General features: G+C 33.8%; 22 protein-coding genes and 1 pseudogene. 6 read left to right on the forward strand and 17 right to left on the reverse strand.

The features are described from left to right. Nucleotides 1-2: 2 nt before the first annotated feature. Entirely contained in the window at nt 3-134 is a 132-nt protein-coding gene (locus tag AC1DMU_RS02680; RefSeq protein ID WP_000064661.1) for a hypothetical protein, read from the reverse strand. Between the two features lie 97 nt (nt 135-231). After that, nucleotides 232-459 carry a hypothetical protein gene (locus AC1DMU_RS02685; protein ID WP_000032702.1) on the reverse strand — a complete coding sequence of 76 codons (228 nt, stop codon included), beginning with the start codon at nt 457-459 and terminating at the stop codon, nt 232-234. Nucleotides 460-532: 73 nt separating this feature from the next. Between AC1DMU_RS02685 and AC1DMU_RS02690 the strand changes: the two are divergent. Further along, nucleotides 533-650: pseudogene (locus AC1DMU_RS02690) on the forward strand (GTP pyrophosphokinase). A gap of 140 nt (nt 651-790) precedes the next feature. Continuing rightward, the gene (locus AC1DMU_RS02695; RefSeq protein WP_088064402.1) at nt 791-1,423 is read left to right on the forward strand and encodes a VC0807 family protein; all 633 of its coding nucleotides are present in this window, start codon (nt 791-793) and stop codon (nt 1,421-1,423) included. A 67-nt stretch (nt 1,424-1,490) separates the two neighbouring features. Here the strand turns inward: AC1DMU_RS02695 and AC1DMU_RS02700 are convergent, their stop codons facing one another. The 10 genes from AC1DMU_RS02700 to comGA all read right to left on the reverse strand — a co-directional run bounded on the left by AC1DMU_RS02700 (nt 1,491) and on the right by comGA (nt 7,107). Then, the gene (locus AC1DMU_RS02700) at nt 1,491-1,691 is read right to left on the reverse strand and encodes a YqzE family protein (protein ID WP_000106081.1); all 201 of its coding nucleotides are present in this window, start codon (nt 1,689-1,691) and stop codon (nt 1,491-1,493) included. Between the two features lie 38 nt (nt 1,692-1,729). After that, a complete protein-coding gene (locus AC1DMU_RS02705) occupies nt 1,730-2,227 on the reverse strand; it encodes a shikimate kinase (protein ID WP_088064403.1) in 498 nt (165 codons plus the stop codon). Nucleotides 2,228-2,345: 118 nt separating this feature from the next. After that, complete coding sequence (locus AC1DMU_RS02710) at nt 2,346-2,996, reverse strand: 2OG-Fe(II) oxygenase (protein ID WP_046957539.1); 651 nt, start codon at nt 2,994-2,996, stop codon at nt 2,346-2,348. A 174-nt stretch (nt 2,997-3,170) separates the two neighbouring features. Continuing rightward, nucleotides 3,171-3,542: a competence type IV pilus minor pilin ComGG gene (comGG, locus tag AC1DMU_RS02715; RefSeq protein ID WP_046956345.1), complete on the reverse strand. Its 372-nt coding sequence runs from the start codon at nt 3,540-3,542 to the stop codon at nt 3,171-3,173. Continuing rightward, a complete protein-coding gene (gene comGF, locus AC1DMU_RS02720; protein ID WP_098082024.1) occupies nt 3,539-4,009 on the reverse strand; it encodes a competence type IV pilus minor pilin ComGF in 471 nt (156 codons plus the stop codon). The genes comGG and comGF overlap by 4 nt, the downstream gene beginning before the upstream one ends. After that, on the reverse strand, nt 3,979-4,281 hold the full coding sequence (locus AC1DMU_RS02725) for a competence protein ComG (protein WP_097889617.1): 303 nt from the start codon (nt 4,279-4,281) through the stop codon (nt 3,979-3,981). The genes comGF and AC1DMU_RS02725 overlap by 31 nt, the downstream gene beginning before the upstream one ends. Then, a complete protein-coding gene (comGD, locus tag AC1DMU_RS02730) occupies nt 4,274-4,729 on the reverse strand; it encodes a comG operon protein ComGD (RefSeq protein WP_000810391.1) in 456 nt (151 codons plus the stop codon). Before comGD ends, AC1DMU_RS02725 begins: the two co-directional genes overlap by 8 nt. After that, nucleotides 4,726-5,025, reverse strand: a complete 300-nt coding sequence (gene comGC, locus AC1DMU_RS02735; RefSeq protein ID WP_088064405.1) for a competence type IV pilus major pilin ComGC — start codon at nt 5,023-5,025, stop codon at nt 4,726-4,728. The genes comGD and comGC overlap by 4 nt, the downstream gene beginning before the upstream one ends. 11 nt (nt 5,026-5,036) lie before the next feature. Beyond that, nucleotides 5,037-6,068, reverse strand: coding sequence for a competence type IV pilus assembly protein ComGB (comGB, locus tag AC1DMU_RS02740; protein WP_088064406.1), 1,032 nt, complete (start codon nt 6,066-6,068; stop codon nt 5,037-5,039). Then, nucleotides 6,061-7,107 (reverse strand): competence protein ComGA, encoded by a 1,047-nt coding sequence (comGA, locus tag AC1DMU_RS02745; RefSeq protein WP_476941466.1) that lies wholly within the window; start codon nt 7,105-7,107, stop codon nt 6,061-6,063. The genes comGB and comGA overlap by 8 nt, the downstream gene beginning before the upstream one ends. A gap of 205 nt (nt 7,108-7,312) precedes the next feature. On the opposite strand from comGA, the gene AC1DMU_RS02750 reads away from it, so the two are divergent. From AC1DMU_RS02750 to AC1DMU_RS02760, 3 genes are all read left to right on the forward strand, one after another. Further along, nucleotides 7,313-8,008 (forward strand): helix-turn-helix transcriptional regulator, encoded by a 696-nt coding sequence (locus tag AC1DMU_RS02750; RefSeq protein WP_000434122.1) that lies wholly within the window; start codon nt 7,313-7,315, stop codon nt 8,006-8,008. A 125-nt stretch (nt 8,009-8,133) separates the two neighbouring features. Beyond that, entirely contained in the window at nt 8,134-8,376 is a 243-nt protein-coding gene (locus tag AC1DMU_RS02755; RefSeq protein ID WP_000440719.1) for a DUF2626 domain-containing protein, read from the forward strand. Nucleotides 8,377-8,482: 106 nt separating this feature from the next. Then, on the forward strand, nt 8,483-9,877 hold the full coding sequence (locus AC1DMU_RS02760; RefSeq protein ID WP_048562307.1) for an L-cystine transporter: 1,395 nt from the start codon (nt 8,483-8,485) through the stop codon (nt 9,875-9,877). A gap of 216 nt (nt 9,878-10,093) precedes the next feature. On the opposite strand, the gene AC1DMU_RS02765 is transcribed toward AC1DMU_RS02760, so the two are convergent. Continuing rightward, nucleotides 10,094-10,309, reverse strand: a complete 216-nt coding sequence (locus AC1DMU_RS02765) for a DUF3912 family protein (protein WP_001008334.1) — start codon at nt 10,307-10,309, stop codon at nt 10,094-10,096. Between the two features lie 254 nt (nt 10,310-10,563). Between AC1DMU_RS02765 and AC1DMU_RS02770 the strand changes: the two genes are divergently transcribed. Continuing rightward, nucleotides 10,564-10,875: a hypothetical protein gene (locus AC1DMU_RS02770; protein WP_001093232.1), complete on the forward strand. Its 312-nt coding sequence runs from the start codon at nt 10,564-10,566 to the stop codon at nt 10,873-10,875. A 38-nt stretch (nt 10,876-10,913) separates the two neighbouring features. Here AC1DMU_RS02770 and AC1DMU_RS02775 read toward each other — a convergent pair whose 3' ends face one another. The 4 genes from AC1DMU_RS02775 to murG all read right to left on the reverse strand — a co-directional run bounded on the left by AC1DMU_RS02775 (nt 10,914) and on the right by murG (nt 13,470). Further along, on the reverse strand, nt 10,914-11,402 hold the full coding sequence (locus tag AC1DMU_RS02775) for a hypothetical protein (protein ID WP_000764275.1): 489 nt from the start codon (nt 11,400-11,402) through the stop codon (nt 10,914-10,916). Nucleotides 11,403-11,481: 79 nt separating this feature from the next. Continuing rightward, nucleotides 11,482-11,856 carry a nucleoside 2-deoxyribosyltransferase gene (locus AC1DMU_RS02780; protein ID WP_001012499.1) on the reverse strand — a complete coding sequence of 125 codons (375 nt, stop codon included), beginning with the start codon at nt 11,854-11,856 and terminating at the stop codon, nt 11,482-11,484. Nucleotides 11,857-11,950: 94 nt separating this feature from the next. Next, nucleotides 11,951-12,211, reverse strand: coding sequence for a DUF3966 domain-containing protein (locus tag AC1DMU_RS02785; RefSeq protein WP_000817963.1), 261 nt, complete (start codon nt 12,209-12,211; stop codon nt 11,951-11,953). A gap of 200 nt (nt 12,212-12,411) precedes the next feature. Continuing rightward, nucleotides 12,412-13,470, reverse strand: coding sequence for an undecaprenyldiphospho-muramoylpentapeptide beta-N-acetylglucosaminyltransferase (gene murG, locus AC1DMU_RS02790; RefSeq protein WP_088064408.1), 1,059 nt, complete (start codon nt 13,468-13,470; stop codon nt 12,412-12,414).

Below are 13,470 nucleotides of genomic sequence, written 5' to 3' on the forward strand. Positions count from 1 at the left end.
AGTTATCCTCTATCGCCATTACGCTCTTGTTGTTTTTGCTTTGCCATACGTTTTTGATGCGCACGATCCTTTGCGCTCACATGATTAGCATCAGTTGGAAGATTTTCTTTTGAACGACCAATTCCATTACTCATCTTTATCACTCCTTTTTATATCTTTCAAAATACATCCTTATTTTCAGCTAGAGATACAATCCTTATACAAAAAAATAAGAGCAGCCATTGGCTACTCTTACTCACTCACATATTTTTGAAACATATCATGGATGCCTTTATTTACGAGGTTCGAGATCTGCTCGTCAGATTTATTCGGATAACGATCACGCAATCTGATAGATGCCTTCACCATTAAATTTTCTAATACAGAACGGCCACCTTCTCCATAAATAATTTCAGCATACTTAACAAGCCTTCCATCCTCTACTGTTGCTGGATTATGATTGAAGAAAAATTTACTCATTGTCTCCACCTCTCTATTTTGATAACGTTTACATTTATATAGATTATTTATGTTATTTATTTCACAATATTGTATGCATGTATATTTAATTAGTTTCATTATAAAGCAACATATCGATAGTAAATATGTGATTTTCCGTCCATTTTGTGAACAAACCAAAAAATGAAAGCGTTTCCTTTATTATATACTAAAAAAACTTACTACGCTAGGGGCAATTTTTTCAATCTACTAATCCCTCAAAAAGTGATATATTTTTTCTTTTCCCATTAAACATTATACAATTTTCAGAAATTATATTATAAAATATATGTATGACTTAAGGAGGATTTATATGAATCAAAATAAAAAAGCTATATTAGATCTTGTCTTTTATCTCGTAATCCCATTCCTCATTTGGAAATTTGCAAAACCTTATATCGATCCTTATTACGCGATGTTACTTTCCTCTGTTCCGGGGATTATTTATACACTGTATACCTTTAAAAAAGAAAAACAGTTTAACGTAACAGGATTCTTTATTTTAATTACACTCATTTCTAATACAACGGTAGACCTATTATCTGGATCAGCTGAACGAATGTTATGGAACGATGCGTATTATCACATCGTGCTCGGTATTATCGTTATATGTACCATTTTTATAAAAAAACCACTTATGTTATATTTCGCAGCAGATATTGCCGCATTGCAAGGCCATGACCGTGATAAAAGTCGTGAACTGTATCGTGATAGTCGTATCTATCCAGCACTAAAATATTTAACGCTATTTTTCGGGCTACAATTCATATTAAAAAGCTTCTTAAAAATTTATTTCATCTCTGTTTTCGGTGTAGATGGCTATGGTGAAATGAGAGCGATTATGACCGCTGTTGGATGGGGCATTTCCATTTGTATCGGAATTGGATTTGTTTGGGTAAACAACAAAATACATGCTGTTACAGAAGAAAAAGAATCTGTACAGTAAATGAAAATCCCCTAGTAGCATCATACTACTAGGGGATTTTCATTTTACTACACATATTAAGAAATCGTTAACTTGATTTTTTTCTTTTATTTTTTACGTTTCGATAAAACAAAGCAGCACTAAGCGGCATAACACCAAACCACTTATTCATAAATGGCTCTTTTTCAGCACGGCGTTGTTCTTTCTTTTGTTTACGATCTTCTTTTGGAGCATCCATATACGACACAAACTGCTGTGTCACAAAGCGAACATAATCATTAGTAGACATATTATCATCACCTCTACTTGATTAGTATGTCCACTTTTTTATTCATTAATCTTTTCTTTTAATTCATTCATGATTTGTTTTACCGATTTATTCGTCGTATCGATATGAATATGAGCCTCTTCATAATAAGCTCGGCGCGATTCAAATTTTGCCACAAATGCCTCTATATCTTTCTTCTGAAATAGTGGACGTGTCGTATCTTCACGAAGCCTTTCTGCAATTACATGTGGATCACAATATAAATACACGACAGTTCCATTTTCCTTCATCCACTTTCGGTTTTCCTCTCGCTCAATGATTCCACCACCAGTTGTAATAATTACATTACAACTGGGTAGTGAACGTAACATTTCACTTTCATATTCCCGAAAAGCGATTTCCCCTTCTTCGGCAAAAATATCACGAATTGCCTTCTCCTGCTTCTCTTCAATCTTTTGGTCGGTATCGACAACATCCATATGAAGTTCTTTACTTAATTCTTTTCCAATTGTTGTTTTCCCAGCTCCCATATAACCGGTTATGTATATAGTTTTCATGTTCGTTCCTCTCAATCATCCGTTATTATTTGTTATTATAACGAAAGATTACATTATTTAATAAAAAAACGTTTTGTTCTCCTTGTACAATGAAGAACAAAACGTCACATACACGTTTTTACTTATAAGTGCCTCTTCTCACCCACTGCGTTGCAATCCATTTCTCACCTTTCGTTACAGGTGCCCCTCCATGTAACGTAAGCTCATTTAGTGATTGATCTTGATAAAAATACTCAAAGTATACTGCCATTCCCTTTCTAGGGTGCACAGAAAGATTTAATTTCGGGAAGAACGTTTCTCCGCCTTCTTCTACATCATTTAAGTACATGATAAGCGTACTGATACGATTATTAGCAGCTGATCTACTATGTTCCGCAAAATAATCATAGTGCGCTTTATATTGTTGATCCACTTCATAATTTAAAATGTGCAATCCTTCTCCATGCGCTACAGGAACATTCATGATAGATGAAATTCGTTTTTCAATCTTTACAGTAAGCTCATTGTCTTCCAAAAATGCACCGCTACTCGTTCGAATATCATTTACATCACGTGATGAACCAACTTTAGAACGTTTCATTTTACTTTTAGACAATTCAATCAATTCGTCGCATTCTTCATCACTTAATACATTTCCTAACACGACAATAAGAGGTTCTTCGAATTTTGAAATAATGTGTATTTCCCTATCTTCCGTCATAATTGCATTTCCTTTATGATCAAAAATAGTTTGTTCCTTATTTTCACCTATTTGATTGTTATTTGTCATTTCCCTATTCTCCCTAAAAAATATGTTTGGATAGCTTGAATATATCATATTCTTTCTACCTTTCTCTTTTTTGAGAAAATTTAAACTTTCAATTGTTTTATTTATCCATTTCCTATAAAAAAATAACCTATTTTAAAATAAGAAATTATGGTTTTCATCCGTATATTTTACATGCTATCCTTCTATCCAATCGAATATTTTCTCATCCTTTTTTCTATACCGGAAACTAACCTTGTAGAAAACTTCTTGTTTTATTTTGCACTGCAACGAAACGAGTATAACATCGTTTTCAAAGACGTAATTCCCACTTGCTTCGCCCTTTTCATATTGAAAGAAAAAAGTATCTTCCTTTTCTTTTTGCTGTAAGTCTTTTTTTATATTTGTAATAGATCGATTTAGTAGTTCCTCCAGTACAAACTTTTGCTCTATTTCAATATAAAATTTTTTATCTATAAGCAACATATTCGTTTCGTATACAAAGAACGAAGTTAATAATACAAGAAAAATGATTGTTCCTGGCATCGTAAATCCATCTTGTTTTCTCATATATTTATTTCCATTTCGCTATACCTGACAGCTACACCTTCATATATTTTCCCACTCATATCTTTCACATTTATAAAGAGCAAATGAGGTGTTACTTCATACGAAACCATTTCAACATTTTGCAATATAACTTCTCTTCCGCGCATATTCACTTTTCTTATAAGATGATTATTCAATTTTTCATACGTCACTTCATCTCCAGTGCGAAGACGGAAGCGCAAAAGATTATCTTTATTTTCAGGGACTATTTTTTCTACAAAAGATACTTTACGAAACTCTAACTGTACTTGTCCTATAAACACATCCCATTCCCAATTATTTAATCCTTTTGATTGGTTGTTTTCCATTCCAATAAAATTTAAACGTGGCAAGAGTAAAAAGAACAGTGATAACAGAAAAAAACATACGATCATTTCTATTAATGTAAACCCAACTTCTAATTTATTTTTTCTCCTGCATAAAAGCATTGTTCCATCATTCTTCCTTTCACATCTTTCCACATAGCACAAACTTCATTTCCTCCCCAATATGTGTAATATACATTTCCGTTTACGACTTTTTCTTGCGGTCGTTTCGCCCCATTCTCATACATATATAAAGCTGCTTCCCTTTTTAATAATACAAATGCTTTATAACGAATTTGTATGTTTTTTCGTTCTTGCATAACGAATACTGTTTGCGGAAGTAGTAAAGATACTGCCATCATTACTATACTTAATGCTACAAGCATCTCAGCCATCACTGACCCTTTTTGACATTTCACGATACGTAAATCTCCCTCTCCCAAGCTGAAATACAATCTCATATTTATAACTTCGATACGAAAGTAAAATAGTGCCACCTCTATTAATATTTCCACTCGGATTATATGTCATCGGATTTGGAAAAGTATTCAAATCAATTTGTATATCGCTATCATATTCTCTTTTAATGATAGTAAGATTCTCACTTAGCTCCCCTATATAATACGTATGTCTATCTTTATACCATCGTAATGTATAGTGTTTTTGACGGTTTATCGCTAATTGTTGCATATACAAAATATCGTTTGAAAACTGTCTTAAAAATTGTTCCACTTTTTGTTTTTCATGTAATGAATGTACGTTAAAATACGTGACCATACTTAGTACAGAAATTGCAAATAGAACGAGTAGCATTTCTAACAGAGTAAAACCTTTTTGTTTCACAGTTTCCCAGTTGTTACTGTGCCATCATTTGAAATATGAATGGCTTCACCATTCGGACACTCATCAGCTGTAATATATTTTTCATCCCTTAGCTCTTTTAGCGAGGGAATTTTATTATGTTGTAAATGGTATGCTTGTATTTGAGCTTCTATAGATTTCACATAGGCTTTACATCCTTTTCCTTCGACGGATGAACGCTGTGTAACTACATTCGGAATAATTAATAGTAATAGTACAGTTATGACGACCATAACTAATAACATTTCTAAAAGGGTAAACCCTTCTTCATTCTGCATGTAAATGCCTCCTAAATAGAATTCATCATTTGAAACATTGGCATAATCATCGCTAAATACATAAGAACGACTATTCCTCCAATACACGTAAATAAAATTGGTTGAATGATCACTAACATACGTTTAACTTTTTGCTCCATCTTTTCCATAATAAGATCGCTATAGTCACCTAATTCAAGCGCCAAATTACCGTTTGCTTGTCCATGCGTAATAATATAAGAAAGTTCTTCATCATAATATCCACTTTTAGCAATAATAGATTGCAACGGTTCTCCTGCAATTAATTGGCGTTCAATTCGACCCGCTTCATATTGAAAGAACGGATGATAATTTTGCTCCATCATTATTGTTAGGGCCTCAAGTACTGATAGTCCACCTTGTAATAAACCGCTCAATTGAGTGGCGAAATAATGTGAATGCTTTAAAATAAGAAATGTTTTTACGAGGGGGATACGAAGCATAATTTTTACCTGCTTCATATGCGGGAGTTTCCGAAAGTAAAACATATATACACTACATCCAATCATAATGATAAAAATAGTGCTAAAAATAAGGCTGGGTAGCAGCTTAATTGCACTTAATATTTGTTCTGTAAGTAACGGTGCTGTAGAACCGAATGAACTATATACCATGTCAACCTGCGGTAATAAAATGCGGTTAAAAACAAAAATCATGATTATTAAAAAGAACGCCAAAAACATAGGATACTGCATTATTTTCATCATATCTTTCCTATACTTATCCTTTTTATAAAGAAGTGCGCTCCCTTGTTGCAACGCAAAAGAAATATCACCATGTTGCTCAGCATAAAATAAATAACTTAACACCTCCTGATGAAACATTAATTGATGAAAAGAATCATGTAGACTTTTTCCATCTTTTAATCCATCAATCATGCGCTGCAATTGTACTTTCTTTTCTAAAGGTAATTGAAACTGTAAAAATTCTAATGCCTGCAAAAGGGAGTATCCTTTTTCTAATAGTTCTCCTAATCGTTTCAGCAATACTACTTGATCACTTAAACTCCATATTTTCTTAAACATACACATCCTCTTCTAAAAATCCTAAAGCGTATCCTTTTCGTATCGAAGATTCTAATGTTTCGTGCTTGTACGTGACACATTCCCCGTTTGCTTCTTTAATTGCTGCTTGTTTTAACTCATATCCATATAACAACTCATAAATACTCGCTTGTCTTACCTGCCTCATTGATTTACATAAAGTTGAGCACTTTCTTTGGCAAAACGGACATTTCAATTCGACAAGTCGCTGTGCAGCTATAGCCAATAAAGATTGTTCAATCTCTTGCCTCGTTATACCGAAATCCATAAATCGGAGTATCGCCCCTTTCGCATCACTAGTATGCAGTGTCGTCATTACTAAATGTCCAGTCAAACTTGCTCTTATAGCGATTTTCGCTGTTTCTTCATCACGAATTTCACCGACTAAAATAATATCTGGATCATGACGTAAAATGGCCTTTAGTCCCGCCTCATATGTGATACCTGCTTTTTCATTTATTTGAATTTGTAATACATCGTCATTTCTTTTTTCAACTGGATCTTCAAGTGTAACGATGCGACGTGTTTTCTTTTTTTTAATTACCTCTAATAATGCATACATTGTTGTTGTCTTCCCCGAACCAGTCGGTCCAGTAAATACGAGTAACCCATGTGAATAGTGTAAAAAAGAGAGTAGTTTTTTCACTGTACTTGGAAATAACGAAAGATGAGATAACGGCTGAATAGATGCTTGTAAATGAAGACGAATAACGAGACTTTCTTGGTATACGGTTGGAAGCGTGGAAAGGCGTAAATACACTTCTTGTCCATCCATTTGTAAATACAGTGAACCATTTTGTGGCTTCCGTCTCTCCCCTATATCCATGGATGCTAAAAATTTAAAGTGTGAAACAAGTTTTTCTCCAAATTCCTTTTCGATACAGTGTTTCGTCATTAAATCTTTTCCTATACGCAGTTGAACCGCTACATCCTTCTTCCGGGGCACAATATGTAAATCCGAAGCTTGTACCCTGCACGCCTCTTTCAAAATCGTATTCGCAAAAATTTCAATTCCATTCATCATTTTTCCCTCCCCACTATGTATATAGCATGAAAAAATTCATAAGAAAAATCGGTATTTTTGTATTTTCAATAGAGGAAAAAGGAAAAATATGTTTGTGAAATTATGAACAATTTCCGAATTATTGTCTGAAATTACCTATACTTATGTTTATCTGTATTATAATGTTATTATCTTGGATAAAGTGATAAAGGTGGAGATCCTCATGGAACAAGCTTTAAAAATTACAGGTGTATTATCTGACCCAACTCGTTATTACATTTATAAATATATTTCTCAAAAACATAGTTACGTAACTGTACAAGAAATTGCAGATGAGTTTGACATTCATCCAAACGTAGCACGTTTACATTTATCTAAATTAGAAGATGTTCATATGCTGAAATCGGAAACGAAGAAAACTGGAAAAGGCGGAAGACCAAGTAGATTATATGTATTATCTGAAGATGTGATTCAATTACAATTTCCATTCCGCGATTATCAATTGTTAGCAAGAATAGCATTTAATTCTTTACTTAGCCTTGGCGCCGCTGGTGAAAAAGCGCTATACGAAACGGGAAAACAATTCGGGGCCGAGTTAATGCAACAACATATGCAGCGTTTACATGTGAACGAAGATGCTTTAACAGTAGAGCAAAAAGTCCAAATTGCAAAAGAAGCTTTCTCAACAGCTGGTTTATCACCTGCATTTGAATTAAGTGCAGATGGAACGAAAATTTTCTATGATGTGCACAATTGTCCATTTAAAGAAGTTGCTGTTCATCACCCAACTGAAATTTGTAATATGCACGGAGATATGATGAAAGGGATTTTTGAAATCCTATTCCCTAACACGGAATTAACTCGAAACGATAGTCTACTAGATGGATGTAAATCTTGTAATTATAAACTAACAATTTAATTTCTCATATAAAAAGAAGCCAATTATAATTGGCTTCTTTTTATATGAATGAATATTTACAATAGTAAGAAAAATAAACTATAATGAGGAGAGGTTTACTTTTTTTAGAAAAGGAGGGAGATGGCATGGAGCGCATGTTTCGCGTTCTCGGCTTTTGGACTGGAATTTTCTCGGTTATGTTTTACGTAGGGGATATGCAACAGGCCGCACTACTATTTTTAGGACAAACAGGTTTCTTCGTACTTTTAAGCTATTTAAATTTAACAGAGCGTATGTATATATACGTATTCGGGGCATATTTAACTGTTTTCTTCATAGGATTTACATACTACACGACGTTTTTACTTGTCCCTGGAGCTGGACATTAAAGATGGCATTTTGCCATCTTTTTTTTAATTCCGCAATTCCCTAGTTGACTTATAGGTTTTATTACCTTATATTCTATATAACAGATTGGAATTAGGGGGAATCAACATGAATACACTGCTTGTCGGAATTAACGTTGCAGTCATGCTCATCTTAGTTGGCGTATTATATTATATGCAACGTAAGCATGTATCTTTTAATAAACGTGTATTTACTGCTTTAGGAGTCGGAATTATATTCGGTCTTATATTACAATTTATTTATGAGCCAACTTCTAAAGTAATTATTGAATCAAATACTTGGTTTAGCTTGATCGGTAACGGTTATGTGAAATTACTTCAAATGATCGTTATGCCACTTATTTTAGTATCTATTATTTCAGCCTTTACAAAATTACAGTTAACGAAAAACCTTGGTAAAATTAGTGGTCTTATTATCGGAATTTTAATTCTTACTACAGGAATCGCTGCAGCTGTCGGTATCGCCGCAAGTGCAGGATTTGATGTATCTGCAACTGGCCTGCAACAAGGTGATGCAGAATCTGCTCGTCTGAAACTAGTTGAAGAAAGATTTACTTCTATTGAAAAAACAACAATTCCAGATAAATTATTAGAGCTGTTACCTACAAATCCGTTTCTTGATTTAACAGGAGCTCGTCCAACATCAACAATTTCTGTTGTAATATTTGCAGCCTTTATCGGTATCGCCTTTATAGGTGTAAAACGAAAATATCCAGAACAAGCAGAACTATTTAAGAAAATGCTTGATGCTGTATATGCAATCGTAATGCGTATGGTAACATTAATTTTACGTCTTACTCCATACGGCGTATTAGCTCTTATGGCAAAAACAGTTGCTGGTAGCGACATTAATGCTATTTTAAAACTTGGTAACTTCGTGTTAGCGTCTTACGTGGCACTTATCGTAATGTTCGTTATCCACTTATTATTAATTGCTCTATCTGGTTTAAATCCAATTCAATATTTAAAAAAGGTGTTCCCTGTATTAACATTTGCATTCACATCTCGCTCTAGTGCTGGTGCAATGCCATTAAATATTGAAGCGCAAAAAGAAAAGCTTGGTATTTCCGAAGGGATTGCAAACTTCGCAGCATCATTTGGAGTATCTATCGGACAAAACGGTTGCGCAGGTATTTATCCAGCAATGCTTGCAATGATGGTCGCTCCAACTGTAGGAATCGATCCATTACAACCACAATTTATTTTAACTTTAATCGCTGTCGTTGCGATTAGCTCATTCGGTGTTGCCGGTGTTGGTGGTGGTGCAACATTCGCAGCGTTAATCGTACTATCTACAATGAACTTACCAATCGGTATTGTCGCTCTTGTTATCTCAGTTGAACCATTAATCGATATGGGTCGTACAGCTCTTAACGTAAGTGGTTCTATGACAGCAGGTCTTATTTCTAGTAAATGGCTTGGTGAATTAGATCAAGATACGTACAATCAAGATGATACAAAAACTGGTGAAATTGCTTCATAATAAAAAGGACGCTAACAAAAACTGTTAGCGTCCTTTTTTAGTTCTTTTCATCTTCCTCTTTGTCTTTTATACATAAGGCATAACATATTGTTTCAAACACTATGTAAAATCTCGTTCTTTATACTTCATTTCTATCTCCTTACACATAGAAAAAGAGAATACAATAACATATTCTCTTTTCTCAAATATACTTCATTATCTCACAGCCCGTCCTTTTCACAAATAACCATTTTGTTCGCACCATTTATGAAATTGTCCTACGTCTACTCCAACTAACACGATATCCTTTAGCTCTACATCAATGATTTGTTCTCCAATTACAATAGCAAACTGCGATTCTAATTTTGTCTCGCTGTTCTTTACAATTCCAATTCGGTTCCGATGCGGTCCATCTTTTATATATGCTTTTTGTCCTACAATATCAAAGTTCAAGTCTCTCACCTCTTTTATTGCGCTTAAATTTGAAATACGAACTCAAATTCGGAAATTTTCCTTTCCTTGCACTATTTCTCTATATATATGACGAAACAATAAAAGAGTCCTCCCTTCTTTACAATTATTTTTTCTTTGTTTCATTTTTGTGATTGAAACGTAAAGTTTATAATAAAATACACTTGGAAGCGCTTTCTATGTAATTTTTTATGTTATAATATATAAGTAGAACTTCGCAAAGAGGGTTAAAAAAAATGAATACAAAAATGATTAAAAAAGTAATTGACGCATTAAAAGTATATGGCTTTCAGAATGTATCATTCTGTGACAAAACGAAACAATTTTTATTTCATAACGAAATGGATATTATGAGCGGCTATGCAGAAATAACATATAGTAGTCAATTTGAAAAATTCAACGTACAAATTCATCCGATTGAAACACATCACCAAGCAGAGTTACAAGAGGTTGAAAGACATATACAGGCCTGTATAAGAAAAGTGGAATATTTAAACGCACTTCTTAGCGGACAAACAAAACTAGATGACAAAATTATTATAATGTAAAAAAAAGAACGTGAGAATATCACGTTCTTTTTTTTACATTATACGTTCATCTTTTCCTTCAGTTGTAATCCTGTAATGGATTCTAATACATCCATTGCTTCTCCAAATGTCATATCAAATATCGTCTTATCCTCTATGTATGGAAATTGTCTAAAGCGCTTTTCTAACATTTTCACGGCGTCCGACGTAAAGTGTACACTATCAATGCCAAATTCTGTTTCAAGAAGAACGATCCAATCTAACACATGAAAACCTAATCCATTTACGAATGAAATAAGTTTTTCTTCTGGCTGTGAAGATAAGAATACGTGTCGTTCCATCTCATCGAAAAGTTCTTCACCTAAAACTTCTGCTAATTCATCATCATGTTCGCGTTCAATAATCTCTTCATATCCATAATCATCCACAAGCTCTTCTACTTCTTCACTATCCTCACAAAGCAATTGACTAAGAACGGCCTCTTTCTTAAATTCACTATTTTGTACAACTTCTAAAAAGCTCGTTTCCCATCCATTTTCTAATTTCATATTATATACTCCTTTATATACGTTTCTTATCATCACTGTTCCCAAAAGATCACTTTTATAACCTTTTAGGTCGTTACTATTATTTCACATGATTCATAACATAAGATGCAAATTCAGTTGCATCTCCTTCAAAAATATTTATTTCTGGCAAATGATAGAACGTTGTTTGAAGCGGGTTTCTTTCATGATATACATATATCTTTTTCTCTAGCGCAATCGCCATTCCAAACTCTGTATGGCTCCCGTTTCCGCCATCTAATATAAGTAAAAAGACATCCGCTTCTTTAATAGCATTCTTTTCTGCCTGCCCAATTTCTCTTAATTGATCTTGATTCACTGCTCTTTCGTTTCTTGTCCAATCATATGTATGGTGCCATCCTGCATGTTTCAGTTCATTTGCTATAGAACGTACAAGATGTTTATTTTGGAATCCTGAGGCGACATAAAAATTCATTTATATACACTCCTTCATTATGTACGGGAAACTCCTTTTAGCGTTACTTGCTATAAACATAATAAAGAACGACTTCAAAAAAAAATCCCCATCTTTAAAACTTATTTGCGTTTAAATGATGGGATTCTTCATGCTCTTCTTTTATTTTCTTCTTTTTATAACTTTCATCAGCTAACATTTCTAGTTCAGCTGTTATTTCTGATTTTTCAAGCTCTCTTTCTTGCGAAAATTTCCTTGAAATATAAACAATAACACTACCAACGTACAACACAAAGCATATAATAAGTGCAGTATTTTCATAGAGACTTAGCTCCAACACAGTCACTCCTAATCCATTCGTATTTTCACGCTTCATTAATTGGAATTTCCCTACTAATCCATTTGTTACCCCGCTATTCGAGGGCAGTAAAACCCCCACCTCAAAATTCAGCAAAAATAAAGAAGTTAGGTGGGGGATTAACCCCTTCCCCACTGATTAAAGTTTCACTTTATTGTAACATAAAAATATCAATCCTTGGAATCTTTCATCCTACTAAAAAAGACATGATTGTTTCATCATGCCTCTGAAATATGTTGAATGATTGTTTGAATTGCTTCTTTTCCATTATATTTTTTTAGTGCTGTTTTATACATCTCATTATTTTGATTTAATTCTTCGACATGCTTTATAAGTGATTTCACAGTCACATCTTCCTCATACAATACGGAAGCATATCCTTGTCTTTCAAAAGACTCTGCATTTAGTATTTGATCTCCACGGCTTGCAAATTTCGATAGCGGAATTAAAACCATCGGCTTTTGCAATGTTAAAAACTCAAAAATGGCATTAGAGCCCGCACGTGAAATAACAAAATCTGTTATCGCTAATATGTCTGGCAGTTCCCCATGTATATATTCAAATTGTTTATATCCTTCTTTATTTTGTAAACTTTCATCAAGATTACCTTTTCCGCAAAGATGAACAATTTGATATTTTTTCAGAAGTTCTGGTAACGCTTCTCGAACCGTTTCATTAATTTTCTTTGCGCCCAAACTTCCTCCCATAATTGTAATAACTGGCTTTTTACGTGAAAAACCTAAAAACACTAAACCTTTTTCACGATTTCCCTTTAGCACTTCTTCACGTACAGGAGATCCTGTATAGATTACTTTTTCTTTCGGTAAATGTTTCGCAGCTTCTTCAAATGTAACAAATATTTTCGAAGCGAAACGGAGCGCAATTTTGTTTGCTAGTCCTGGCGTCATATCAGATTCATGTAATAAAACAGGGACTCTATTTAGCCAGCCTCCAATTACGACTGGTACAGATACGAAACCACCTTTTGAAAAAATCACATCCGGTTTTAGTTTTCGAATCCTTACATACGCATCCATAACACCCTTCATTACAAGAAAAGGATCTTTTATATTTTTTAAATCAAAATAACGACGTAGCTTTCCACTTGAAATACTATAGTACGGAATGCCTTCCTTTTCTATAATCGTTTTCTCAATCCCTTGATGAGAACCAATATACGAGATATCCCAATTCTGTTCTTGTAAATGTGGAATGATGGCTAAATTAGGTGTTACATGCCCTGCCGAACCGCCACCTGTAAAGACTATTTTCTTCAT

This window comes from Bacillus sp. 01N45 (assembly GCF_056399205.1).